This window comes from Streptomyces sp. NBC_00582, assembly GCF_036345155.1.
Classification (GTDB): Bacteria; Actinomycetota; Actinomycetes; order Streptomycetales; family Streptomycetaceae; genus Streptomyces.
Window position 1 is genome coordinate 6,096,573 of record NZ_CP107772.1, and the last position, 22,159, is coordinate 6,118,731.

The window sequence follows — 22,159 nt, forward strand, 5'->3', positions numbered from 1 at the left end:
GCGGATCAAGCCGGACCGGTTCCGCAACATCACTGAGAGAAGACCGAGTTGAGCACTGACGACCGCGTGCAGTGGGTGAGCACCGCATGGATCAACGCCCTCCGGGACGAGGCCCTGCGCGTCCACACGCCCGAGGTGGCCCGCGTCGTCGGCATCGGCGTATGGATCGCCACCTACGCCGACAAGGACGGGAGCAACGCGTTCCCCTCCCGCGAGACCCTCGCCACCCTGGCGGGCTGCTCGCCGGAGACCGTCACCCGCGCGGTGAAGGTGCTCACCGGGGTCGGCGTCCTCATGCGGAAGCGCCGGCCGAACGCGTCCGCCGTCTACCAGCTGCTCATGCCTCTCGGTCGCCGTCTCGACTGGGCCGCTCACATCCACCACATGACCGAGACCCGGCAGCGGAAGGCGTACGCGAAGAAGAAGGCGGAGGCGTTCGAGGAGGAGCGGACAGCGTCCGTGGACGCGTTCCGGACAGCGACGACTGACGATGTTCCGGACAGCGTCCGTGGCGGGGGTTCCGGACAGCGTCCACTGTCGCGGTCCGAGGTCCCGGACAGCGTCCATGGACGCCCCCGGAAAGCGTCAACGGACGCTTTCCGGACAGCGTCAACTGACGCGCCTACCAAGCCCACCACTACCTCCGGTAGTGACCCCCACACCGACCACACCATGGCTGGCCTTGAACCTCAGCCACAGGTCCGCGCGGGCGAGGCCGGCGAAGACGAGTCGAGTCCGGGTGAAGGCGAGAGGGCAGCCGCCCCCGCCGAGGCGCCGCCCAGCGACGAGCCGACCGCCGTCGCCCGCTGCCAAGGCCCCGACTGCGGACTCCCCCTCATCCGTCCCGGCCGCCGCTACTGCCACGGCTGCGAGACCTACCTCGCCACCGACCACGCGAGGCACACCGCATGACCATCGCCGCCCTACTCCGACTCCTCGACCAGATCGACCACGAAGGCGGCCCCGAAGCCGCCCGCCACAACCGCCTCCACCTCCTCAGCGAAAGGCCGGGCCCTATGACCACCGCACCCACCACCCCGACCACCACCACCTCGCCACTCGCCGCCGTTCCGCAACCCACCGAACAGCCGCAGACCATCCCCGTCGGCCAACTCCTGAAGTGGGGCGACGAGCACCCAGACGCCGACGTCCGCAACCAGGCCGCCCGCGCCCGCCTCGCCCTCACCGGCCTCCGCCGCCGACACGCCGCCGACCAAGAGCTGACAGCCATCACCACCGAGGCCGAGCTGCTCGAGAAGCGCCTCGCCGAACTCCGCGCCCGGGAAGCCGAGCTGGCGCCAGCCAAGCCCAAGCGCAAGACGCCCACGCGGGACTACGACACCCGCACCGTGCGCGCATGGGCCGCCGAGCAGGGCATCGAGTGCCCGCGGGTCGGCCAAATCCCCAAGCGCGTCCTCGATGCCTGGCGCTCCTCCCTGCCACAGAGCGCCTGAGCAGCAGCGCAGCCAACCGCCCCACGACCAACCTCACCTGGGGGAGCCATGACCAGCCTCGCCACCCTCACCGCCAAGACCCCCGGCCTGCCCTGCCGCACCACCGACCCCGAGCTGTGGTTCAGCGGCCGCAGCGAAGACCGCGCCTTGGCCCAAGCCCTCTGCGGCGAGTGCCCGATCCGGAAGGCGTGCACGCAGTACGCCCTCGACAACCCCGAGCTGGCCGGCGTGTGGGGCGGCACCACGGAAGCTGACCGGCGCTCGTTCCGGGACGGCCGGCCGTGGAGGTTCGACGAGCAGGGCCGGATCCGGCTGGTGTGCGGCTCGGAGGACGCCTACCGGCAGCACTTCGGGTACCGGGAGCAGCCGTGCGACGCGTGCCTGCTGGCGCACGAGGCGCACATGGTCGTGGAGCGGCGGGCGCGCCTGGAGGTGGAGCACAAGGTGGGCGGGACCTCGAAGGGGTTTTGGATCCACCGCAGCCTGAGTGAGCCGCCGTGCACGGACTGCCGGGATGCGTATCTGGCGCAGCAGGCGATCAACCGGCAGGCGCGGGCGCGGCGACGGTCTCAGCGGCCCCGCACGCCTCTCGCGGCGCCCGGCCCCTCGGAGATCACGCGGGGCCCGGAGATCGCCACACAGCCCCTCGCCCTGGCCGGCTGATGGCCGCCGTCCTCGCCTCGATCACCCGCCACGCCCGCCGCCACACCCGTGAAGGAGCCACCATGCGGAACCCCGAACTCAACTGCCCTGGCTGCGACGGCCGCCGCACCCCCGCACAGCAGATCTGCAACGCCTGCTGGCGCGCCCTCCCCAACATCACCCGCGGCCGACTCGCCCGCCGCGACTTCCGCACCGGCCTCCGCCTCCACCACCTCCGCCGAGAGCTGAAGGCCGGCACACCCCTCGGCATCATCCGGGTCCCCCGGTGAGGCGCCTCGTCCACGCGCTGCCGGTCGCCTACGCGGCCGGCGCGCTCTACCTCGCCCACTGCGCCCTCGCCAGCCTCCAGCACGGCGCCCCGCCGTACACGGCCGGACTCGCCGCCTGCTCCCTGCTGCTCCTCGCCTCGGCGGCCCACCACTACCTCAGCCGCGCCGAGGTCCGTATCGCCGTCGCGCAGCTGGAGATCGCGGCCCGCCCGTTCACCACCGCCCAAGACACCGCCGTCGCCCGCCTGATGACCACGCCGTGCTGTGAGGCGTGGTGGTCGGCGGTCGGCGGCGAGCACCAGTGCACCCGAAAGGACCAGACCACGTGAGCAACCTGAGCCCCGACGCGAAGGCCGTCGTCGACATCTACCGGCAGCTGACGACGCAGGTCCGACGCATCGCCGACGCCCTGTCGACGCCCGTCGTCGAGGACGCCGAGGCCACCGACGACGACGCGACGACGCCCGACAACGACGCCTGCCGCACCGTCGAAGTCGACGGCGCCGCCGTCCTCGTCCGTGGCAGCGGCCACTTCACCGGGCAGGACGCCGAGTTCTTCGGCGAGGTCGTGCGCGCGGCCAAGCGCCGGTACGCCGCCGAGCACGCCCCGGCCGACGACGCCATGTGCCGGGTCATGGAGACCCGGACCTGCCCGCCGTCCTACTACGGCCCGTGCGGCGACCGGCCCTGCGCCCGCTTCGAGTCCAACGACCCCACGCCCTGGCTCGACGGAGCCGAGGCCCCGGCCGCGCGCTGCGAGCACCGCGGCCCCCACCCCGGGTTCACCTGCGCCGAGGCCGACGCCTCACAGCCGTACTTCAACGTGCGGTGGGAGCAGGAGCAGCAGTCCCCCGCCGCCGAGGACATGACGCGCATCGCTCGCCGCCGGGACTCGCTCCTCAACCTCCTCGATCGCCTCGACCGACACGGCACCCTCAGCGGCGAGGAGCGGGCGCTGCTCCGGCGGCAGGTGCTGGACGAGGGGATCGAGGCCAACACCGTACGGCGCGGAGCCGAGCTGGCCGACGCGGTCACCGCCGAGACGAAGAAGCTGCTGGAGCGCCGCACGACGACGCTGCGCCGCCGCGCTGAGAACGCCGAGACCGAACTGCGCACCCTGCGCACCGGCATCCGAGCCCTCGGCGGCGACCCCACCACGATCCAGAACCTGTGGGCGCAGCTGCGCCTCCGCAACCGGCAGTGGCGAGACACGAAGCGCGAGCTGGAGCAGGCGCAGGCCGACCGCGACGGCGCGTACCGCGAGCGGGCGCAACTCCTTGCGCTGCTTGCCTCCCTGCACCCCTCGGTCATCGCACCCGCACTCGACGTGGAAGAGCCCGAGTGGCAGATCCTCTACCTCCGGATCGGTGGCCAGCAGGCGTCATGGCACATCGCACCCCGAGACGCTGAGCTGTTTGCCCACGTGGAGCACGTCCCCGCTGACGACAGCCGCGCGCAGTGGGACGGGCACACGACGGAGGAGAAGTACGCGCACATCGGCGAGCACGCGACCCGGCTCTACGCGGAGGCACGCGGCCGGGTTGAGAGCCCGGCGGCCTCCGCCGCCCTTGACGGCACCGAGCAGCCCACCACCAAGGAGCAGCGATGACCTGGTCCCTCGTACTCGCCGTCCTCGGCGGAGCCGCGATCGCGTGGGCACTCCGCGACGCCAACCGTTCCGCCGACCGGGCGGAAGCAGCAGCCCGCCGAGCAGAGGCCGCAGCACGCCGTGCCAGCCAGCCCACCACGGAGGCATGACCATGGCCGACTGCATCCACCACCTCAACCTCTGCCCCGACTGCGCAGGCCTCCGCGTTACGCAGCTCGATCGGTTGGAAGGCGTCACCGGCATCAGCCTCGACGGCATCGCGCTCGGCGAGGTCACCGCGGTCTACATCGGGCCTGTGCCCGGCCCCTGCCCGAACCCGCCCGCAGCGGAGCAGCAGACGGACGCCTGACGGAACCGTCTGCCTTGCCCCATGCGTCCCAACCTGCACCACCAGCACGACCAGACCGAGGTGAACATGGCCGACAGCCTGTCCAGCGAGACCGTTGAAGCCCTGTTGAAGGCGATCAAGAAGCATGCCGAAGAGTGGGCGGACGACCCCGCGTCCGTCGGTGCGGCCGGCGCGCTGAAGGATCTTGCCGAGGCGTACGCCTGGATTCAGCGCCCGATCAGGGGCACCGCTCGCTGACGACGCACGTCAACGCCCCGTCGCCCACCCGGACGACGGGGCGTCGTCGCGTCTACGACGCCCGGTTCTTCCCCGCCGCGATCTGGCCGGCCGTCTCCCCAGTCACGCCCATCCGCTCACCGATCGCCCGGTACGTGTGGCCCTGATCCTTCGCCGTGCGAACCGCCTGCTGCCGCACGTCCGCCACCAACCGGTGCAGCTCCGGCCACTCGCGTAGCAGCTCGGCGCACGCCGCCGCCCGGTCCAGGGCATCGGGGATCGCCTCCAGCGCGCGCAGCGCGTCACGCACCCGCTCAACCTCACCAGCCACCACGCCACCTCCCGCCCGGAGCGTAGGGCTGCACAGACGCCAGTCCAAGGGGTACCCTCTGGATTCCAAGGGGTACCCCTTGGGTACGTCTGGACGGGCCGACGACGCCCGACGACGCCCCACAACAGAACGAGCCCCGACGGGACTGCGAATCCACGCCGAGGCTCTGACCACCGGAGAGTGACCTCCATGGCTGAGCAGAAGCCAACCACACCCACGCCACCCCCCGCCACGGGCGGACTCGGCCTCGCCGTCGGCGCCGCCGTCATCATCACCGCCATCACCGGCATCGCCTTCTGGCTGAGCTACCACCACCTGCACGACGTCGCTGCGGGCAACGGGCTCGGCATGGACCCCGCCCGCGCCTGGGCGTGGCCCGCCGTCCTCGATCTGTTCTACCTCGCCGGTGAGCTGCTCATCCTGCGCGCCTCATACCTGCGCACCGTCGACCCATGGGCGATCTGCCTGACCGCGGTCGGTGCCCTCGGCTCCATCAGCCTCAACGTGGCCGGCGTCGGCACCGGCGCCCCCGCGCTCCAGTACGTCGTGGCCGCGGTCCCCCCGGTCGCCGCCCTGCTGGCGTTCGGCGCGCTCATGCGCCAGCTGCACCTGTGGTTCGGCAACCGCACGGTCTCCGCCCCGGCCCCGGTCGCCGTGACCGTGGAGCGCGCCGAGCAGCTGGCGGTGCCCCCGATGCCCGAGCAGGCGCCGGCGCTCCCGGCCGCCGAGGCCCGTGAAGATTTCGCGCCCGAAGTTAAGGCCGAGGAGCAGCGATCGGAGCGACCGGCCATCCGGTACACCGACCCGCGCTGCGCCATCCTGCGCCCCCTGTACGAGTCCGGGTTCCGGCCGACCACGGGCGAGATGAAGACCGCGCTGGAAGCTGCACACCTCGTCGCGCCCGGCCCGTCGACCCTGCGCGGCGTCCTCCGCAAGGAGATCGAGCAGCACGAGCCGCACCTCGCCGAGCTGCCCGCCCGTCCCTCGCCGCTGCACCGCGCTGGCTGAGCCGTGCTGCTCGCCGTGCTCTTCCCGCTCGCGGCCGTCGCCGCCGTCCTCGGCCTCTGCATGGTCGACGTCCGCACCGTCCCGCCCATCACCGGGACCTGCGCCTTCATCCTCACCCTCGCCGCGCTCGGCGTGGCCATGTACCGCTAGGACCCACCGTGACGTACGTGACCATCGGCGGTGTCACCGTCGGCCTCATGATCCTCGCTTGGTTCCTGACCTCTTGGTGGCCCGGCCTCAAGCCCCTCCAGAAAGACCCGGTCCGTCATGCTGCGGCGCTCCTGCCGTTCATCCTCTCGTGGGCGTACGGCGCCCTCACCGTCCTCGGCATCGGCGGGCTGATCGGATGGGCCGCCCGCACCACGGTGTGGATCACCTCGTGGCTCGGTGACGTCGCCCTCGTCTGGGGCGTCGGCACGGACGCAGGACAGCGCGCCGGCGGCATCGTCTACCTGCCCCTCACCCAGACCGGCGGCGCCCTCGTGCTCATCCTCACCGTGATCGTCACGGTGGCCGCGAAGAAGTCCTCGAAGCACGGCTCAGCGATCAGCCGCGGTGCCTGGTGCGGGATGACCCTGGGCACCTCGGCCGGCATCGCCGGGTTCGCCGCAGTGCCGCTCGCCACGGCTGCGAACTGGCTCGGCGGCGCTCTCTACGGAGTCCTGTGATGGCGGCCGAGGAGGAGCCGTCGCGGGCGGCCGGGGCGTGCGTCCTGGTCGTCCTCGGCGGTGTCCTGGTCGCCGTCCTGTTCGCGGTCGACGAGGCGGTGGGTGTCCTCGGTGTGGTGCTCGCCGGGACTGTCGCCCTGTACCGGTCCGCGCGCCGTGTGTCCGATTCGTCCACCCCTCCCCCACCCCCCTCCACGGGCACTGTCCTCGCAGGTGAGACGGGGGAAATCGACCGGATCCAAGAGGGGCCGGGGGAGGGGTTGTTGATCTTGTACCCCGTCCGTGAAGACATCCCCGGCGAGTAACCCACAAGCCCCGGGACGGCCGCCATCCGCCAAGACGTCCGGCCGCCCCGGTCCCATCCCAACGAAGAGACGGAGCGCCCATCATGGCACTCGGATTCCCGAAACCGATCAAGAAGGACGACCCCCGGCTGAAGGGGCACGAGACGGTCTATCAGCCGTCGCGGGGCGGCTGGTTCAAGCCCGAGAAGAAGCCCGTCCCCGGCACGCCGAAGGAGCAGCCGCGCACCTGACCCACCCGACTGTCACACCCCCGTAGCAGACTCGTCACAGGGCCCCGTCGAAAACCCCAGCGGCGGGGCCCCGCCACGTCCCGCTCGTGGCAGCATGCCCCCTTCACCACCATCGTCCAGGGGGGACACCATGCGCACCCGCGCCACCACCACACTCGCCGCCGTCCTGCTGCTCGCCGCCGCCACGGCCTGCTCCTCGTCCAGCGACGACGACAGCAAGCCGCGCACCGCACCCACGACCGCCGAGACGCCGACCGCCACCCCAACCGCCACCCCGACAACGCCCGACGGCGTCGAGCTGGAGCGCGTCGCAGCCACGTACACGGACCTCTACTTCGGCGGGGACGGGGAGGGGGCGTACGTCTTCCTGTCGAAGCGCTGCAAGGGGAAGGCGGACCCGGCCGCATTCGCGGCCACCGTGGAGCAGGCCGCGAAGGACTACGGGCCCGACCACCCGGCGACGGACGTGCACGCCACCGTCTCAGGGGAGATGGGACGCGTCTCGTACAAGGTGAAGGGGCTGCCGAAGTTCGACCAGACCGGGCAGCCGTGGGCGGTGGAGGGCGGCGCCTGGAAGTACGACGCCTGCTGACGGTGGCCGGGTGTAGCCTGCGGGCACTGGACTCCCACTAAGGGGCGGCGCTCAGGGATGGGCGACCGGACCGGCCTACGGGCCCATGAACCGGCAAGGCTGCCGCAAGCCTGAAGAGCGGCCCCTGCCGCCCCGCTCACCGATAGAGGCCCCGTCGCACACCAGCGACGGGGCCTCGTCGTGCCCTGTGGATTGCAGCCCCCAAGATCCTGCGACGCCCGAAATCCGTACCGTCCCAGCAGGGAGGTGACGGAGTGGCGACCAAGAAGAACGAGGACATCGCGCGCATGCGCGAGGACGAGGTCATGCTACTCCGCACCCGCGACCGGCTGGAGTTCCGCGAGATCGCCGAACGCATCGGCGCCGACGTCAAGAACACCTACAACGCCTGGAAGCGCGGCCGGGCCCGCCTCCACCAGGAAGCCACCGAGGCGTTCGGCGCGTACGTCGGCGAGCAGCTCGCCACCTGCCGGCAGGTCATCGACGGACTGATGCCGATGGTCCGCGCCGGAGGCATGCACGCCCCGAAGGCGGGCGAGGCCATCATCCGGGCGATGGACCACGAGGCGAAGCTGCTCGGGCTGTACGCCCCGGTGAAGCACAACGTCACCGTCACCGACGAGATGACCGCCCGCGTGAAGGCGCTCGCCGACGAGCTGGCCGCCCTGGACGACGCATGATCGCGCCCGCCGACCTCGACGCGCGCCTCGCCGGGATGAGCCCGGCCGAGCTGGAGCTGCTTGAGCAGGAACTCGCGGACCGGCTGTGGCAGAAGCGATGGGGGAAGTGGAAGCCGTACCCGTGGCAGGTCGCCCCGGACGAGGTGCCCACCCTCGGCTGGTGGCTCCAGCTCGGCGGGCGCGGCACCGGCAAGACGGACGGCTGCGCCCGGTACATGGTCGCCCACGTCAACGGGCCACCGTGCGACCCGCGGCTGCGCGGCGGCCACCGCATGGCCATCATTGCCCCGACGCAGGGCGACGCTGTGGAGGCCTGCGTCAACGGGCCGTCCGGGCTGAAGGCGCACGACCCGCGCGTCGTCCTCCGCACCACGGTGGGCGGGACGTTCGCCCGCTGGCCGAACGGTGCCGAGGCCAAGCTGTTCGGCAGCCACACACCGGACGACGTCGAACGCCTTCGCGCCGGCGGTAACCGGTGCCTCGTCTGGATGGAAGAGGTCGCCGCGCAGCGCCGGTTGAAGGAAGCCATCACGCACTCCGAGATGGGCCTGCGCCTCGGCGACAACCCGCACTACATCGGCAGCACGACGCCCAAGCCGCGCACCGAGCTGATCGAGCTGACCCGCTCGGACAAGGTCATCGTCACCCGCGGCCGGACCCGCGACGCGATCCACCTGCCCGAGGAGCAGCGCCTCCACCTGATCCGGAAGTACGCAGGCACCCGCACCGAGGCGCAGGAACTCGACGGCGTCCTGCTGGAGGACATCGAGGGCGCCCTCTGGTCCCGGGACGGACTCGACGCCGCCCGCGTCGGCGCCGTCCCCCCGCTGGCCAGCGTCGTCGTCGCCATGGACCCCGCCGCCACCAGCCACGACGAGTCCGACGAGATGGGCATCATCGTGGCCGGCCGGGGCGCCGCGTACATCCCGGACCGCAACGGGTTCGCCCGCCAGCACGGCTACGCCCTCGACGATCTGTCCGGGCGGATGCCGCCCATCGAGGCCGCCCGCACGGCGATCCGGGCGTACCACAAGCACCGGGCCGACGCGATCGTGGCCGAGGTCAACAACGGCGGCGAGTGGATCGGCACCGTCATCAGGCAGATCGACCCCACGGTGAACTACCAGACCGTCACCGCGTCGCGCGGCAAGGTCACCCGGGCCGAGCCCGTCGCCGCCCTCACCGACCAGCGCAGCGCCCACGTCGTCGGCAGCCTGCCCGAGCTGGAGGAGCAGCTCGTCACGTGGGTGCCCGGCGACGACTCCCCGGACCGGCTCGACGCGTACGTGTGGGCCCTCACTCATCTCATGCTCGCGCCCGCGGGCAACCTCGCCGCGGTCGCCTAGGAGGACCAGTGAGCCAGTACAGGAACCGGGCCCTCAGCCGAGCGGCCGAGAAGCGCGCCATCGGCCTCGACACCCTGCGCGACCGCATGCCGATCACCGTGGCCTCGATCGGCGGCCAGCAGTCCCTCACCCTGTCGCTGGACGCCGAGGCCCGCGGGTTCTCCAACAGCGCCGTGGCGTACCGGTGCGTGGACGCCATCGCCAGCAACGCCAGCAGCGTGCCCCTGGAAGTGGCCCGCCCGGACGGCTCGTTCATCGAGGGGCACGACGTCGCCCACCTGTTCAACAAGAAGCCAAACGACAACATGTCGGCCCGCGCCCTCAAGTACCTGCTGTTCATGCAGGCCGAGTTGGCCGGCCAGTCCTTCGTGTGGCAGGACCGTGGAGAGACCGGCCTCGGCGACGTCGCTGAGATGCACCTCGTGTTCGATCAGGTCGACGTCGTGGTCGACAAGCCGATCCGACAGCGGCCGACGACGGCGAACATCGTCGGGTTCATGATCCGGCGCGCGGACGGCACGCAGGTCCCGGTGCTGCCCGAGGAGATGCTCTGGCTCCGCTACCCGCACCCGTTCGATCCGCTCGGCTGCCTCGCCCCGTGGAAGGCCGCCCGGCACGCCGTGGACATGGACGCGTTCGCCCGCGAGTGGCAGCGCCAGTCCTACAAGAACGGGGCCCGTCCGACTGGCGTCGTCTACCTCGGCGACATGGGCGAGCAGGAGTTCACGGCGGTCAAGGCCGCGTGGCGCAGCAGCATGCAGGGCCCGGAGAACGCGGGCAAGACCCTCCTCGTGCGCAGCACCCCGGGCGGCGGCGGGCAGGCCGGCGGGAAGGGCATCGGCTACGAGCGGCTCACCTTCACCGCCGAGGAGATGGAGTACCTGGAGTCGCGCGTGGCCAACGCCGACGAGGTCATGCTCGCCTTCGGCGTCCCCCGGGACTACCTCCTCGGCGGAACCACGTACGAGAACCGGACCGCCGCGAAGGCCACGCTGTGGTCGGACACCATCAAGCCCAAGCTGGAGATGGTGTCCAGCGAGATCGACCTGCGCATGCTGCCCTCGGATGCCGAGGAAGCGACGTTCGATCTGTCCGGGGTGGACGCGCTCCAGGACTCGCAGGACTCCGTCGCCAACCGGACCCGGGCGTCGGTGTACTCGGACACGCTGACGATTGACGAGGCGCGCGCCGAGCTGGGCTACGACCCGCTGCCGAACGGGATCGGCGCGAACACCTTGACCCCGTACCGGGCGCAGTTCGCCCCCGTGCAGGGAGCGGCCGGGACCGACGAGGCACGGTCGTGGGATGTCGACTGGTCCCGTCTTCAGCCGTCGTCGCCGGACGTCGGGGCCGTCGTCGAGCGGGCCGTCGAGGCCGCCCTCGCCCGTCTCCTCGGCGCGGCTCCGACGCAGGCAGACGCCCGTCCAACGCCCCAGCGTACGGAGCTGACGCGCGCCGACGACACCCCGTCGTCGCCCTCGCTCGCCGACATCAACGCTGCGTACGACGAGCTGGAGGGCGTAGGCCGGCGCGCGGTGCAGGCCCTCGCCCGCGAGCAGCGCGACCGCGTGCTGCGGGACTTCGACCGGCTGATGAAGAAGCCCGAGCGGTCGGCCGCATGGATCGCCGAGGTGCGCACCGAGGCGTGCGCCCTCGCCCGCGAGCAGCAGCTCGTCCTCGCCGCGCCCGACCCCGAGCAGGTGCCGGCCGCGCGCCTCACGGACATGGACGTCGCTGCGGGGCCGGAGGGGTGGGAGGAGCGCATCAAGGTGCGGGACCTGTTCGACGGCGGGTACTGGCGGCGCCAGACGGCGAAGGCGCTGCGGCCGTTCGTCGAGCGGGCATGGAAGCGCGGAGGCGCCAGCATCACCGCGGACTTCGACCTCGACGAGCCCACCGTGACGGACGCGCTGGACGCCCGGATCGAGGAGCTGGCCGGGCAGGTGACCGCTACGACCGAGCAGGTACTGCGGTCGCAGATCCTCGCGCACGGCGTCGCCGAGGGCGAGAGCGTGGCCGAGCTGCGGGCCCGACTCCAGCGGGTGTTCACCAACCTCAGCGACTACCGCGCCACAATGATCGCCCGCACCGAGACCGTCGGCGGCTACAACCAGGCCGCGTTCCTCTCCGCGCTGGACGCGGGCGCGACGACGAAGACGTGGCTGGCCACCGCCGACCAGCGGACCCGCGAGACCCACCGGCAGGAGAACGGCCGCTCTGCCGCGATGAACAAGCGGTTCACCCTCACCAAGTCCCGGTGGCCGGCCGATCCGACCGCCCCGGCCGCGCAGTCCATCCAGTGCCGGTGCGCACTCACCTTCGAGTTCGAGGAGTCCTGACCATGCCCCAACCCACCGTGGGCCAGATCGTCCACTACACCAGCCGCGCCACCGGGGAACCGGTCTGCCGAGCAGCGATCATCACCGAGGTCGGCGACTACCCGCCAGGTGTCTCGGAGGGGGCCAAGGCGAACATCGCCGTCCCGGTCGACGTGACCGTCTTCCTGCCCGACACCTCGTTCACCGACCGGGGCATCATGCAGTCCGAGGTCGGCCGCGAGGGCGGCACGTGGCACTGGCCCGAGCGTGAGGAGTCCTGACGATGGCTGCCACCCTGCTGCGCGGCGAGGTTGCGTGCGTCCTCCAGGCCGCCGAGTACCCCCAGTACAAGGACGCGTACCGGCCGCCGGACATCCCGCTGCACGAGGTGCGGCGCGGCCCGTACGACGGGCACCGCGGCGCAGTCCGCCCGGACTCGAACGGCGACCTCCCCAAGACGCTCTCGTTCCCGGCGCACGACCCGCGCGTCACGTACGAGTACGACGGCATGAAGGGGACGACGGCGGTGTACCGCTACGCCCCCAACCTCAGCCCCGCCCACCGGCCGCTGATGGACGCGGTCGCCGAGCAGTACCGCGAGCACGCCGCACAGGAAGCGGCGAAGAAGGGATCCGCGCGATGACCGAGATCGAGTTTCGCGTCTTCGAGACGCACGAGTTTCGAGTCGACGAAGGGCAGGACGGCACCTTCGACGGCGTCGCCTGCCAGTACGGGAAGAAGGACTCGTACGGCACGACGTTCCACCCGGGCGTCTTCAAGCGTGGCATCGACAAGGGTGCGTACGCCTACCTGTGGATGCACTCGCCGTACTCGCCCATCGGCACCTTTCGTGCCGACGAGCAGCCCACCCTGCTCCACATCGCGGGCGCGTACGACGACACCCAGGACGGACGGGACAAGCGGGCGATGGCCCGGTCCGGCAGCGCGCGCGAACTGTCCGTGGGATTCGTGCGCACGGACCTCCCGGACTGGAAGAAGCTGGCCGAGATGGGCGACGAGGACCGCGCGGACGTGCTGGAGAACATCCGGTCGGCGCGCCTCGTCGAGGTCTCGCAGATCACCGCCCGCATGGCGGCCGTTCCGGGCTCCAAGCTGAAGACCGTGCGCACCGCCCTCGGCGCGCTCTACACCGAGACCGGTGAGCCGACCCTTGCCGAGCGACTCGCCGAGTACGACCGTGAGCGCGGCCGGGACTCAGCGCTGGCGCACGAGGTGGAAATGCAGCAGCGGGCCCGCCGTGCCGCACTGCTGCGCCTCCAGACCGCGGGCACCCGCTGACGCGGATTGCAGCCCCCACCCACACGCACACCCCGAGTCGATCTACTCTCCCCCCATCCGGGCCGCACTGACCGGACGTAAAAGCCCAGTGCCTTTGCCGGGCGCGTTCCACCGGCCGTGACAGACGGACGCAGCACCCCATGACGCATGGGCGGCTGCACGCCGTCCACAGGCCGGAAGGAACACCATGGGCAACTTCGCCAAGGTGCGCCCCATCGGTCGCCGCAAGGACGGCCGACCGATCTACCCCATCAAGGGCGGCGCCCCGACCCTGGCCGAGCAGCGGGACGAGATCGCCCGCCTGCTCGCGGATCCCAACTACGACGGTGACGTCGCCGAGCTGCTCCAGCGTGCGGACCAGGTGACCGCGCAGATCGAGCAGGCCAACCAGCGGGACGCCCGGCTCCGCGCCCTCCAGGCCGCGCAGCTTCCCGCCGGTGACCCGGCGCCCGACACCCGCCGCACCGAGCCGGGCATGCAGCCCGACGAGCACGGCAACCCGCACCCGCTGACCGTCGCCGAGGCGTTCGTCCGGTCGCAGGCCCTGGCCACCTTCCGGGCCAACGGCAAACGCGGGCAGTTCAGCGTCGAGGGCGCCGACTTCCGCGCGGCCCCGTCCGGCACGGTCACCACGACCACGCAGCCCCAGCAGAACACCCGGGTCCCGGGGATCATCCCCCAGAACCCCGACTTCCCCCTGCTCATCGCGAACCTGCTCGACAGGCAGACCAGCGACGGCACCACGCTGGAGTACATGCGGGACACGTCCGGCCCTCAGTCCACGTGGAACGCGGCGGCCGTCGTGGCAGAGGGCGGCGACAAGCCCAAGAGCGGGCCGTTCACCTTCGACCTGATCACCACCACCCTCAAGACCGTCGCCCACTGGGTGCCGATCACGAGGCAGGCCGCCGACGACAACAGCCAGCTGATGGGCTACATCAACGGCAGGCTGACGTACGGCCTGGAGTACAAGCTCGACCGGGAGATCCTGACCGGCAACGGCACCACGCAGATGCAGGGGATCCTCACGACCTCCGGCATCGGCACCTACCAGCCGGGTTCGGGTAACACCGACAGCAAGCTGATCACGATCCGCAAGGCGAAGACGCAGGGCGAACTCGCCCTGTACCCGCCGGACGCGATCGTGCTGAACCCGCTCGACTGGCAGGACGTCGAGCTGGACACCGACGCGAACGGCCAGTTCCGGGTCATCACCTCGGTGACCGACTCCGGTGCGCCCATGCGGATCTGGGGTCTGACCGTCGTCACCTCGGTGGCGATGGCGGCCGGCACGGCGCTCCTCGGCGGGTTCCGGGTCGGCGCCACGCTGTGGGAGCGGCAGGGCGTCACGATCCTGATGACCGACAGCCACGCGGACTACTTCACCGCGAACACGCTGGTCATCCTCGCCGAGCGCCGGGCGAACGTCGCGGTGCACACGCCCGCAGCGTTCGTGAAGATCACGTTTGCGGCGCTTCCGTAATGGGCGGCGTCGTCAAGCAGGTCACGTTCACCAAGTCGACGGCCGCCCGCACGGACGGCCAAGACGTCGAGGTGATGCGGGTGGTCGGCAGTGCGCCGGCGCTCATGGACGGGTCGACCAAGCCCGTCATCAACAACCAGTCCGGCAACTTCGCCGACCTCGCGGCCGTCACGGTCGCGTACAACGCGCTGCTTGCCGCGCTGCGGACGCGCGGCGTCATCGGAGGTTCTTGATCATGGTCACTCGCAAGAAGGCGGACGACACCGCCGACGAGCAGCCGAACGCGGCCGTCGTCTCCACCCGCCAGTACGCGGGCGGCGAGGGCTGGGCGGTCGGCCAGCAGGCGCCGGCCGACGTGTTCCGCGCCCTCGACTCCGCGGGCAGTGGTGAGCAGGTCGGCCCGGCGCTGCACGAGCACCCCGGCGGCTACGCCCGGCTGATCGTCGCCAAGGGTGGGCTGATCACCGAGGGCGTGAAGAAGGAGCTGGACGCGGCCGAGGCCGACGAGAGCGCCGAGGGCTGACCCATGGCGTACTGCTCCGACCAGGCTGCGCGAGACGCGGGATGCACTGGCACCGATGCCGAGGTGACCGCGTGGATCGCTGCTGGCCGCGAGCGGATCGACGCCTACACGCAGCAGGTATTCGAGCCAACTGACCTGGTGGTGGTGGCGGATGTCGGCGCGGGGGGATTGGTCATCCTCCCGCGCCGCATCCGAACCGTGACCAGCGTCGTCCCCGTGCTGAACGCCGACGACGGCCCGGTGATCCCGTCGTCTGCGTACCGCGTCACCTCCTCCTCGGTCCTCGGCCAGGTGGACGCGGTGCATCTCGCGTGGGGTGGATACGACGACTTGGTGGTGGGGGCCGAGTCGTACAACGGGGGCTGGAAGGGGCTGTGGTCCCGGTGGGGCGCCGAGCAGGTGAAGGTGTCGGGGTCCTTCGGGTACGACGCTGCGCCGCTGCTGGTGGGGCAGGCGAACGCGATCCTGGCCGCGCACCTCCAGGCGCAGGCCAAGCCGTCGGACGCGGACGCCGAGCAGGACCCCACCATCACGGTCGATGACGAGGGCAACAACGTCGCCATCGAGGACACCGACGACGACCCGTCGGACGTCGTCGCCCCCGCGTCGTCGACCGGATCGACGCAGGCAGACGCCCTACTGGTGACCTACCTGAACCGCGGCCCGTCGCTCATCGGAGGTGTGTGATGGTGCGCGTACGACGGTCGGTGCCGGTGCGGATGAGGACGCAGCTGTCGGCCACGATCAACACCCGCGAGTACGAGCGGGGCCTGCGCCGCTACTTCGGCCGCATGTCGGACGACGTCGCACGGGCCGTGGACCGCACCCGCATGGACGTGCAGAACGAGGCGCGCCGCCGGGCCCCGGTCGACACCGGGCGGCTGCGGTCCTCGATCGTCTCCCGCACTGAGGGCGGCGGCCGGCAGCTCGGCTACGTCGTCGGGACGAACGTGAACTACGCCGCAGCGATCGAGTTCGGCCGTGGCCCGGTGGACATTTTCCCGCGCAAGGACAGCGGGAAGAAGGCGCTGTTCTGGCCGGGCGCCCGCCACCCCGTGCCCAAGGTGCATCAGAAGGCCCGCGCGGCCCGCCCGTTCCTGCGTCCGGCGATCGAGCTGACGCCGATCTACTGGCGGGCGCACGCCTCGCAGATCGGACGGCGCTGATGGCCGCCAGCACCGCGGGCGCCATCAAAGCCCGCATCGAGTCCCTGTCCTTCGGCGTCCCGGTCTTCCGCGACGGGCCGCGCCCCGGGCAGGCCGAGCCGTACATCGTCGTCCAAGAGGGCATCCCCGCCGCCCGCGATCTGCGGGCCAACGGGGACTTCGGCGACCCCGACGCCGAAGTCTCCATCCGCGAGACGGTCATCGTCGACCTCGTGCAGCAGGCCCGGGTGAAGACCGGCGCGACCACCACCAAGGTGACCGAGCGGTACGGGCTCGCCGAGGCGATCGCCCACGGCCTCCACGGCTGCGCGCTGCCCGCCCACCCGGCGAAGGTCACGGCCGTCCTCGTCGGCGACATCGACCGCATCCCCATCGCGGACAACAAGGTCCGGCACTCCATCACCGTCACCGTCCTGCGCCAGCTGCTGCGCGAGGAGGTGACCCCCGCGTGAGGATCACCCACGTCGACATGCAGCGCGAGGACGTCCTCGTCGCCCTCGGCCCGCACTGGCCGGCCGCCCCCGGTGCCGTCGTCACCCGCATCGGCGCGCTCGGCATCGAGCACGGCGCGGTCGCGGTCCACGACACCGATGACCAGCCCGGCACCACCTGGTGGACGGTGGACGGGCTGATCGTCCCGCAGGATGCCGGCCCCGCACCCGTGCTGCCGGGCTGCCCGCAGGAGACCGCGCCCGAGCCGTCTGCCGAGTCCCCGCCCCCGACCCCCGTTCTCGCTCCCCCCGCCTCGTAAGGGCCGGACCCCGGCACCAGGAAGGAACACCCGATGGCCATCTCCCGAGTGACCAAGGTCTACGCGATCAAGGACGCGAAGATCGCGCCGCTGACCGCCGACCCGGCCGGCGGCTCCGCCACGTACGGCACGCTCATCGACGTGCCCGGCATCAAGTCGCTGGAGATCTCCGGCGACGTCGAGACGAAGCAGCTGCGCGGCGACAACACCCTGCTGGCGTCGAACTCCTCGGTGTCCAACATCCAGGTGGCAGTCACGCACGCGAAGCTGTCGCTGGACGTGCTGGCGGCGATCCTCGGCGGCACCGTCACCGACTCCGGCACCGGTTCCACCGAGGTGTCGACGTACGACCTCACCGGCGCGGGCGCCACCCTGCCCCCATTCAAGATCGAGGGCGTCACGCCGACGGGCGGTGTCGACATCGTGGGCGGTGACCTGCACGTCGTGCTGCACAAGCTGACCCTGGCCGGGTTCCCCGACCTCGGTTTCGCCGAAGAGGACTACCGCATCGCCTCGTTCACAGCGAACGCGGAGCCGCTCCTCGCCAACGACAAGTGGCTGTCGATCATCCTCAACGAGACCGCGGCCGCCATCGCCTGATCCCCGGGCGTGGCGCGTCCCGCTCAGCGCGCCCGCCCGGTCCTCCCCTCATCCGCAGGCCGAACCCCGGCACTCACGTAGGGACACCACCATGACCGCAGGACTCGACCTGCTCGCCAGCGGCGCGAGCATCACCCTGACCGACGGCACCACCGTGGCGCTGCGCTACCCGATGCGCTCCATCGCCCTGCTGGAGGCCCGCTACGGGTCCGTCATCGCCGTGCAGAACGCGATCGACATCACCGGCAACGGCGCCGCGTACGGTCCCATCGTCCAGCTCGTTGGCGCCGGCTGCCTCGGCCCCGGCGGATTCGAGCCGCACTTCCGCGAGCACCAGGACGCGAAGGGCGAGCGGAAGGTCTCCGGCGACATCACGTACCGGCGCCGCACGGACGGCGCGGACCTCGCGGACCTGCTCCACCCGGGCCGCCTCGGCGAGTACGTCGACGCCTGGCAGACCGCGTTCACCAAGGCCTTGGAGACCCTGGGAAACGACCAGGCCCCGGAGTCGACCGGGGCGACGGTGGAGACGATTTCCCCTGGTCTCAGCTCTACTACTTCGCCGTCGGTGCCCTCCACATTTCTCCCGACGCCTTCTGGGACATGACGCTCGGCCAGCTGATGACGCTGGCCAACGAGCACCAGGCCGCCCACTCCACCGGCGGCAACCGATCCCAGCCCCAGCCCACGGCAGGACCCGGCCTGCTCGAGATGGCAGCCATGTCCCGCGTCTGACGAGGAGGTGACCCGTGGCCGACGACATCAACCTCCCGAACCTGGTGTCGCACCTCGCGGTCAACCTGGACGGCGTGTCCGGCGCGGTCGCGGACGCGTCCCGGCAGGGCTCCGCCATGGGCTCGGCGCTCGGCAACGGCATCCACCGCCAGCTCGATGACCTGCTGCGCCACCTGCCGCAGGTCACCATCGACGGCGACTCCGACCCGCTGGACCGGGACCTCGCCCGCGTCCACCGCCAGCTTGCGCAACTGGACGCGCAGCGCATCGGCGTGGACATCTCCGTCCCCGACGCGCTGCGCCAGCTGGAGCAGCTGGAGCTGCACCTCCAGCGGATCGGCGACGAGCACCCGAACGTCAACGTCCGCGCAGCCACGGCCGCCGCCGCCCGGCAACTGGAGGAGCTGCGGCAGGCCGCCCGCCGGGTGGACGACACGGACGTCGACATCGACGTGGACGTGGACGAGGACCGCGTCAACCGCCTCGGCCGCTTCACCGGGATCCTCGGCCGCCTCGGCGGGCTGGCCGGATCGCTCGGCGGGGTCGCCGCCATGGGCGGGAAGGTCGCGGCCGGGTTCGGCGCGGCAGTGCCACTGCTCGCCTCGGTGGTGTCGACGCTCCAGAACGTCGCGCCGGCCGCGGGTGTCGCGGTCACGGGCATGGCTGCGGTGCAGCTGGCGTCCGGCACGGTGAAGCTGGCGGCGGTCGGGATGGACGACGCGCTGTCGGCCGCGCTGGACCCCAGCAAGGCCGAGGACTTCTCGAAGGCGCTGGACAAGCTGTCGCCCGAGGCCCGCAAGTTCGCCGAGGCCGTACACGATGCCGCGCCCGCCCTGCGTGAGTTGCAGCAGGACGTGCAGGACGAGGTATTCCGCGGACTCGCCGCCAACCTGGAGCGCACCGGCAAGGTCGTTCTCCCGGTGCTGCGGACGAACCTGCTGAACACAGCTACCGCGTTGGGCGACATGGCGGCCGGCGTGCTCGGCGCGGCCCGGGACCTCGGCGAGTCCGGGACCCTGGGCAAGGCGCTTGGCTCGGCGAGCCGGGGCCTGCGCAACCTGTCCGGGGTGCCGGGCGTCGTGGTCACGGCATTGGGTCAGGTGGCGGCGGCGGCCGGGCCGTCCTTCGAGTCGCTGACGGACGGTGCGGCGCACGCCGCGGCCCGGATCGGTGACAGGCTGGGCAAGGCGTTCGAGTCGGGCGCGATGCAGCAGGCGATCGAGCGGGCGATGGACCTGCTCGGCCAGCTGATGACGGTGGGCTCGAACGTCTTCAAGGTGGTCGGCGGGATCTTCAACGCCGTGCCCGCTGGGGGCGGCGGGCTGATCACCGTGCTGCGGGACATCACCGGCGAGCTGGCGCGGATCGTCAACACCAAAGGCGTGCAGGACGCGCTCCGCACCCTGTTCACCACAATCGGCACCCTCGGCGCCACCGTCGCCCCGCTCGTCGGGCAGGCCCTCGCCGCGATCGGCCCCGTCATCACCGCGCTCGGCCCACCCGTGCAGACCCTCATCAAGGCACTCGGTGACGGACTGCGGCCCATCATCGCCGCGCTCGGCCCGGTGCTCCAGCAGGCGGCCGGCGCAATCGGCGCGCTCGTAACCGCGGGCTCCCCGCTGCTCGTTGTGATCGGTCAGCTGGTGGCGGCGCTGCTGCCCGCACTGACCCCGCTGCTCGACGGCGTGCAGCGGATCTTCGCCTCGCTCGCCCCGGTGGTGCAGCAGGTCTCCACGATCCTCATGTCCGTGCTCGGGCCGATCCTGGCGCAGCTCCCCGGGATCATCCAGCCGCTGGTGGATCTCATCGCAGGCCAGTTCGTCACGGCCTTCACCCTGCTCGGGCAGCTCCTCACGGAGATGGGGCCGTCGCTGGCGACCATGGGCCAGTCCTTCGGGTCGCTCGTGGGGGCGCTCGCCCCGGTCCTTCAGTCCGTCGCCGACCTGGTCCTGAGTCTCATGACCGGCCTGATGCCGATCATCCAGCCGCTCATTGGGCTGATCGGAGGCCTCGCCGGGATCCTCGCCAACGGGCTCGCCCGGTACATCAACAGCATCGTGGTGCCCGCGCTCCAGGTGGTGACGTCCCTGCTGAAGGGCGACTTCTCCGGGGCGTGGAACACAGCGAAGGCGCTGGTGTCCAGCGTGGTCAGCGCCGTCGTGCGGGACGCGCAGCGGCTGGGCACGCAGATCGGGACCGCTGTCGGCACGGCGATCAACTGGCTGAAGGGAATGCCGGGGCGCGCCCTGTCGGCGCTGTCGGGTCTGGCTCCGGCGCTGGCGGGCGCGGCGTCGGCCGGCGGAAGCCGTCTGGTGGCGGCGATCTCCTCGAAGGTGTCCGAGGCTCTGGGCAGGATCCGGGGGCTGCCGGGCGCGGCACAGTCCGCACTGGCCGGGCTGGGCGGTCGGCTCTACTCGGCGGGCGCCAGCCTGATCCAGGGCTTCATCAACGGCATCGAGTCGAAGATCGCCGCCGTGCAGTCCAAGCTCCAGGCCCTCACGTCGAAGCTGACGGACTGGAAGGGCCCGAAGCAGAAGGACGCCAAGATCCTCACCCCGGCCGGTCGGCTCCTGATCGAGGGCTTCATCAAGGGCATCGACCAGACGACGGCCAAGCTGCGGTCCAAGCTGGAGTCCATCACCAAGGCGCTGCCCGCGAACACCAAGACGGGCGTGGGCCGGGCGCTGGCGCAGGCCACGGCTGAACTCCAGAAGGAAGTCACCAAGCGCGACGCGGTCCTCAAGAAGCTGACGGCCGCGCAGAAGAAGCTCGATGACCTGGTCAAAGCCCGGTCCAAGGTGGCGTCCGACATCACCTCGGGGATCCTCTCCGAGGCCAACATCACCACCGGCCATGGCGACGTCAACAGCGTCACCTCCATCACGGTCGGGCTCCAGCAGGCGCTCAAGGCGTCGAAGGCGTTCCAGTCCAACATCGCCACGCTGCGCAAGGCGGGCCTGCGCTCGGACCTGCTTCAGCAGATCGCCGACGCGGGTGTTGAGGGCGGGGCGGCGACGGCGGCCGCGCTCGCGAAGGCCACCCCGGCGCAGCTGAAGCAGATCAACGACCTTCAGGCGCAGCTCGCCAAGTCCGCGACGGCGACCGGCAACACGGTGGGCGACGCCCTGTACTCGGCCGGCATCCAGGCGGCGAAGGGCCTCGTGGCGGGGCTGAAGTCGCAGGAGTCCGCGATCGAGAAGCAGATGAAGAAGATCGCCGAGCAGATGTTGAAGACGGTCAAGTCCGTGCACAAGACGAAGTCCCCGTCTCGTGCGTTCCGCGACATCGGCGTGATGGACATGGAGGGCTGGCGCGGCGGCGTCCTCGCGAACGCCAGCCGGGTGATCGCGGCGGCGCGGGACACGGCGCGCGGTGTCCTCGACGCGGCCTCGGGCGTGGGCGGCGCGCTCGCGTCCACGCCGTCGGCCGGGCAGATCGCCGCCGTCTACGGAGGCGCGGCCGGGCGCGGCGACCAGAACAACACCTTCAACCTGTACGGCAGCGAGGCGAGCCCCGACGGCATCCTGCGGGCGCTGTCGTGGCAGGGCCTGGTAGGGGGCTGAG

Annotated in this window: 33 protein-coding genes; 32 read left to right on the forward strand and 1 reads right to left on the reverse strand. The window is 71.4% G+C overall.

Annotation, left to right across the window (positions count from 1 at the left end):
* The first annotated feature begins 48 nt into the window (after window positions 1-48).
* From OG852_RS27415 to OG852_RS27455, 9 genes are all read left to right on the forward strand, one after another.
* On the forward strand, window positions 49-912 hold the full coding sequence (locus OG852_RS27415; protein ID WP_330349246.1) for a helix-turn-helix domain-containing protein: 864 nt from the start codon (window positions 49-51) through the stop codon (window positions 910-912).
* Window positions 909-1,454 (forward strand): Lsr2 family DNA-binding protein, encoded by a 546-nt coding sequence (locus OG852_RS27420; RefSeq protein WP_330349247.1) that lies wholly within the window; start codon window positions 909-911, stop codon window positions 1,452-1,454. The genes OG852_RS27415 and OG852_RS27420 overlap by 4 nt, the downstream gene beginning before the upstream one ends.
* 48 nt (window positions 1,455-1,502) lie before the next feature.
* On the forward strand, window positions 1,503-2,117 hold the full coding sequence (locus tag OG852_RS27425; RefSeq protein WP_330349248.1) for a WhiB family transcriptional regulator: 615 nt from the start codon (window positions 1,503-1,505) through the stop codon (window positions 2,115-2,117).
* Window positions 2,118-2,179: 62 nt separating this feature from the next.
* Entirely contained in the window at window positions 2,180-2,386 is a 207-nt protein-coding gene (locus OG852_RS27430; protein ID WP_330349249.1) for a hypothetical protein, read from the forward strand.
* Window positions 2,383-2,715, forward strand: a complete 333-nt coding sequence (locus OG852_RS27435; RefSeq protein ID WP_330349250.1) for a hypothetical protein — start codon at window positions 2,383-2,385, stop codon at window positions 2,713-2,715. Before OG852_RS27430 ends, OG852_RS27435 begins: the two co-directional genes overlap by 4 nt.
* A complete protein-coding gene (locus OG852_RS27440) occupies window positions 2,712-3,995 on the forward strand; it encodes a hypothetical protein (protein WP_330349251.1) in 1,284 nt (427 codons plus the stop codon). The genes OG852_RS27435 and OG852_RS27440 overlap by 4 nt, the downstream gene beginning before the upstream one ends.
* Window positions 3,992-4,144, forward strand: coding sequence for a hypothetical protein (locus OG852_RS27445; protein ID WP_330349252.1), 153 nt, complete (start codon window positions 3,992-3,994; stop codon window positions 4,142-4,144). Before OG852_RS27440 ends, OG852_RS27445 begins: the two co-directional genes overlap by 4 nt.
* Window positions 4,141-4,344: a hypothetical protein gene (locus OG852_RS27450; protein ID WP_330349253.1), complete on the forward strand. Its 204-nt coding sequence runs from the start codon at window positions 4,141-4,143 to the stop codon at window positions 4,342-4,344. Before OG852_RS27445 ends, OG852_RS27450 begins: the two co-directional genes overlap by 4 nt.
* Before the next feature lie 21 nt (window positions 4,345-4,365).
* Complete coding sequence (locus tag OG852_RS27455; RefSeq protein WP_330349254.1) at window positions 4,366-4,581, forward strand: hypothetical protein; 216 nt, start codon at window positions 4,366-4,368, stop codon at window positions 4,579-4,581.
* A 52-nt stretch (window positions 4,582-4,633) separates the two neighbouring features.
* Here the strand turns inward: OG852_RS27455 and OG852_RS27460 are convergent, their stop codons facing one another.
* Window positions 4,634-4,891: a hypothetical protein gene (locus tag OG852_RS27460; RefSeq protein WP_330349255.1), complete on the reverse strand. Its 258-nt coding sequence runs from the start codon at window positions 4,889-4,891 to the stop codon at window positions 4,634-4,636.
* 189 nt (window positions 4,892-5,080) lie between these two features.
* Here OG852_RS27460 and OG852_RS27465 point away from each other — a divergent pair, with 189 nt between their 5' ends.
* The 23 genes from OG852_RS27465 to OG852_RS27575 all read left to right on the forward strand — a co-directional run bounded on the left by OG852_RS27465 (window position 5,081) and on the right by OG852_RS27575 (window position 22,158).
* On the forward strand, window positions 5,081-5,899 hold the full coding sequence (locus tag OG852_RS27465; RefSeq protein ID WP_330349256.1) for a DUF2637 domain-containing protein: 819 nt from the start codon (window positions 5,081-5,083) through the stop codon (window positions 5,897-5,899).
* Window positions 5,900-5,902: 3 nt separating this feature from the next.
* Window positions 5,903-6,049: a hypothetical protein gene (locus tag OG852_RS27470; protein WP_330349257.1), complete on the forward strand. Its 147-nt coding sequence runs from the start codon at window positions 5,903-5,905 to the stop codon at window positions 6,047-6,049.
* Between the two features lie 8 nt (window positions 6,050-6,057).
* Window positions 6,058-6,567 (forward strand): hypothetical protein, encoded by a 510-nt coding sequence (locus OG852_RS27475; RefSeq protein ID WP_330349258.1) that lies wholly within the window; start codon window positions 6,058-6,060, stop codon window positions 6,565-6,567.
* Entirely contained in the window at window positions 6,567-6,872 is a 306-nt protein-coding gene (locus OG852_RS27480) for a hypothetical protein (protein ID WP_330349259.1), read from the forward strand. The genes OG852_RS27475 and OG852_RS27480 overlap by 1 nt, the downstream gene beginning before the upstream one ends.
* 83 nt (window positions 6,873-6,955) lie before the next feature.
* Window positions 6,956-7,102 (forward strand): hypothetical protein, encoded by a 147-nt coding sequence (locus tag OG852_RS27485; RefSeq protein WP_330349260.1) that lies wholly within the window; start codon window positions 6,956-6,958, stop codon window positions 7,100-7,102.
* A gap of 130 nt (window positions 7,103-7,232) precedes the next feature.
* Window positions 7,233-7,694, forward strand: coding sequence for a hypothetical protein (locus tag OG852_RS27490; protein WP_330349261.1), 462 nt, complete (start codon window positions 7,233-7,235; stop codon window positions 7,692-7,694).
* A gap of 254 nt (window positions 7,695-7,948) precedes the next feature.
* Complete coding sequence (locus OG852_RS27495; RefSeq protein ID WP_330349262.1) at window positions 7,949-8,374, forward strand: hypothetical protein; 426 nt, start codon at window positions 7,949-7,951, stop codon at window positions 8,372-8,374.
* A complete protein-coding gene (locus tag OG852_RS27500) occupies window positions 8,371-9,720 on the forward strand; it encodes a phage terminase large subunit family protein (RefSeq protein WP_330349263.1) in 1,350 nt (449 codons plus the stop codon). Before OG852_RS27495 ends, OG852_RS27500 begins: the two co-directional genes overlap by 4 nt.
* An 8-nt stretch (window positions 9,721-9,728) precedes the next feature.
* A complete protein-coding gene (locus OG852_RS27505; protein WP_330349264.1) occupies window positions 9,729-12,059 on the forward strand; it encodes a phage portal protein in 2,331 nt (776 codons plus the stop codon).
* 2 nt (window positions 12,060-12,061) lie between these two features.
* Window positions 12,062-12,319, forward strand: coding sequence for a hypothetical protein (locus OG852_RS27510; protein ID WP_330349265.1), 258 nt, complete (start codon window positions 12,062-12,064; stop codon window positions 12,317-12,319).
* 2 nt (window positions 12,320-12,321) lie between these two features.
* Window positions 12,322-12,681 (forward strand): hypothetical protein, encoded by a 360-nt coding sequence (locus OG852_RS27515; RefSeq protein ID WP_330349266.1) that lies wholly within the window; start codon window positions 12,322-12,324, stop codon window positions 12,679-12,681.
* Window positions 12,678-13,337, forward strand: coding sequence for an HK97 family phage prohead protease (locus OG852_RS27520; protein WP_330349267.1), 660 nt, complete (start codon window positions 12,678-12,680; stop codon window positions 13,335-13,337). Before OG852_RS27515 ends, OG852_RS27520 begins: the two co-directional genes overlap by 4 nt.
* 187 nt (window positions 13,338-13,524) lie before the next feature.
* On the forward strand, window positions 13,525-14,820 hold the full coding sequence (locus tag OG852_RS27525) for a phage major capsid protein (protein WP_330349268.1): 1,296 nt from the start codon (window positions 13,525-13,527) through the stop codon (window positions 14,818-14,820).
* Complete coding sequence (locus OG852_RS27530) at window positions 14,820-15,053, forward strand: hypothetical protein (RefSeq protein ID WP_330349269.1); 234 nt, start codon at window positions 14,820-14,822, stop codon at window positions 15,051-15,053. The genes OG852_RS27525 and OG852_RS27530 overlap by 1 nt, the downstream gene beginning before the upstream one ends.
* A gap of 2 nt (window positions 15,054-15,055) precedes the next feature.
* Window positions 15,056-15,343, forward strand: a complete 288-nt coding sequence (locus OG852_RS27535; protein WP_330349270.1) for a hypothetical protein — start codon at window positions 15,056-15,058, stop codon at window positions 15,341-15,343.
* Window positions 15,344-15,406: 63 nt separating this feature from the next.
* On the forward strand, window positions 15,407-16,030 hold the full coding sequence (locus tag OG852_RS27540) for a hypothetical protein (protein ID WP_330349271.1): 624 nt from the start codon (window positions 15,407-15,409) through the stop codon (window positions 16,028-16,030).
* Complete coding sequence (locus OG852_RS27545) at window positions 16,030-16,509, forward strand: HK97 gp10 family phage protein (protein ID WP_330349272.1); 480 nt, start codon at window positions 16,030-16,032, stop codon at window positions 16,507-16,509. Before OG852_RS27540 ends, OG852_RS27545 begins: the two co-directional genes overlap by 1 nt.
* On the forward strand, window positions 16,509-16,961 hold the full coding sequence (locus OG852_RS27550; protein WP_330349273.1) for a hypothetical protein: 453 nt from the start codon (window positions 16,509-16,511) through the stop codon (window positions 16,959-16,961). Before OG852_RS27545 ends, OG852_RS27550 begins: the two co-directional genes overlap by 1 nt.
* A complete protein-coding gene (locus OG852_RS27555; protein ID WP_330349274.1) occupies window positions 16,958-17,260 on the forward strand; it encodes a hypothetical protein in 303 nt (100 codons plus the stop codon). The genes OG852_RS27550 and OG852_RS27555 overlap by 4 nt, the downstream gene beginning before the upstream one ends.
* A 33-nt stretch (window positions 17,261-17,293) precedes the next feature.
* On the forward strand, window positions 17,294-17,860 hold the full coding sequence (locus tag OG852_RS27560) for a phage tail protein (RefSeq protein ID WP_330349275.1): 567 nt from the start codon (window positions 17,294-17,296) through the stop codon (window positions 17,858-17,860).
* 91 nt (window positions 17,861-17,951) lie between these two features.
* A complete protein-coding gene (locus tag OG852_RS27565) occupies window positions 17,952-18,467 on the forward strand; it encodes a hypothetical protein (protein ID WP_330349276.1) in 516 nt (171 codons plus the stop codon).
* Window positions 18,440-18,595: a hypothetical protein gene (locus OG852_RS27570; protein ID WP_443064660.1), complete on the forward strand. Its 156-nt coding sequence runs from the start codon at window positions 18,440-18,442 to the stop codon at window positions 18,593-18,595. Before OG852_RS27565 ends, OG852_RS27570 begins: the two co-directional genes overlap by 28 nt.
* Window positions 18,596-18,609: 14 nt before the next feature.
* Window positions 18,610-22,158 (forward strand): phage tail protein, encoded by a 3,549-nt coding sequence (locus tag OG852_RS27575; protein ID WP_330349278.1) that lies wholly within the window; start codon window positions 18,610-18,612, stop codon window positions 22,156-22,158.
* The last annotated feature ends 1 nt before the right edge of the window (window position 22,159 follow it).

Excerpts from the sequence above, each read along its gene's own strand:
- OG852_RS27420 (WP_330349247.1), top strand. The coding sequence starts at position 909 with ATGACCATCGCCGCCCTACTCCGACTCCTCGACCAGATCGACCACGAA.
- OG852_RS27425 (WP_330349248.1), top strand. The coding sequence starts at position 1,503 with ATGACCAGCCTCGCCACCCTCACCGCCAAGACCCCCGGCCTGCCCTGC.
- OG852_RS27430 (WP_330349249.1), top strand. The coding sequence starts at position 2,180 with ATGCGGAACCCCGAACTCAACTGCCCTGGCTGCGACGGCCGCCGCACC.
- OG852_RS27445 (WP_330349252.1), top strand. The coding sequence starts at position 3,992 with ATGACCTGGTCCCTCGTACTCGCCGTCCTCGGCGGAGCCGCGATCGCG.
- OG852_RS27450 (WP_330349253.1), top strand. The coding sequence starts at position 4,141 with ATGACCATGGCCGACTGCATCCACCACCTCAACCTCTGCCCCGACTGC.
- OG852_RS27455 (WP_330349254.1), top strand. The coding sequence starts at position 4,366 with ATGCGTCCCAACCTGCACCACCAGCACGACCAGACCGAGGTGAACATG.
- OG852_RS27465 (WP_330349256.1), top strand. The coding sequence starts at position 5,081 with ATGGCTGAGCAGAAGCCAACCACACCCACGCCACCCCCCGCCACGGGC.
- OG852_RS27480 (WP_330349259.1), top strand. The coding sequence starts at position 6,567 with ATGGCGGCCGAGGAGGAGCCGTCGCGGGCGGCCGGGGCGTGCGTCCTG.
- OG852_RS27485 (WP_330349260.1), top strand. The coding sequence starts at position 6,956 with ATGGCACTCGGATTCCCGAAACCGATCAAGAAGGACGACCCCCGGCTG.
- OG852_RS27490 (WP_330349261.1), top strand. The coding sequence starts at position 7,233 with ATGCGCACCCGCGCCACCACCACACTCGCCGCCGTCCTGCTGCTCGCC.
- OG852_RS27500 (WP_330349263.1), top strand. The coding sequence starts at position 8,371 with ATGATCGCGCCCGCCGACCTCGACGCGCGCCTCGCCGGGATGAGCCCG.
- OG852_RS27510 (WP_330349265.1), top strand. The coding sequence starts at position 12,062 with ATGCCCCAACCCACCGTGGGCCAGATCGTCCACTACACCAGCCGCGCC.
- OG852_RS27515 (WP_330349266.1), top strand. The coding sequence starts at position 12,322 with ATGGCTGCCACCCTGCTGCGCGGCGAGGTTGCGTGCGTCCTCCAGGCC.
- OG852_RS27520 (WP_330349267.1), top strand. The coding sequence starts at position 12,678 with ATGACCGAGATCGAGTTTCGCGTCTTCGAGACGCACGAGTTTCGAGTC.
- OG852_RS27525 (WP_330349268.1), top strand. The coding sequence starts at position 13,525 with ATGGGCAACTTCGCCAAGGTGCGCCCCATCGGTCGCCGCAAGGACGGC.
- OG852_RS27530 (WP_330349269.1), top strand. The coding sequence starts at position 14,820 with ATGGGCGGCGTCGTCAAGCAGGTCACGTTCACCAAGTCGACGGCCGCC.
- OG852_RS27535 (WP_330349270.1), top strand. The coding sequence starts at position 15,056 with ATGGTCACTCGCAAGAAGGCGGACGACACCGCCGACGAGCAGCCGAAC.
- OG852_RS27545 (WP_330349272.1), top strand. The coding sequence starts at position 16,030 with ATGGTGCGCGTACGACGGTCGGTGCCGGTGCGGATGAGGACGCAGCTG.
- OG852_RS27550 (WP_330349273.1), top strand. The coding sequence starts at position 16,509 with ATGGCCGCCAGCACCGCGGGCGCCATCAAAGCCCGCATCGAGTCCCTG.
- OG852_RS27560 (WP_330349275.1), top strand. The coding sequence starts at position 17,294 with ATGGCCATCTCCCGAGTGACCAAGGTCTACGCGATCAAGGACGCGAAG.
- OG852_RS27565 (WP_330349276.1), top strand. The coding sequence starts at position 17,952 with ATGACCGCAGGACTCGACCTGCTCGCCAGCGGCGCGAGCATCACCCTG.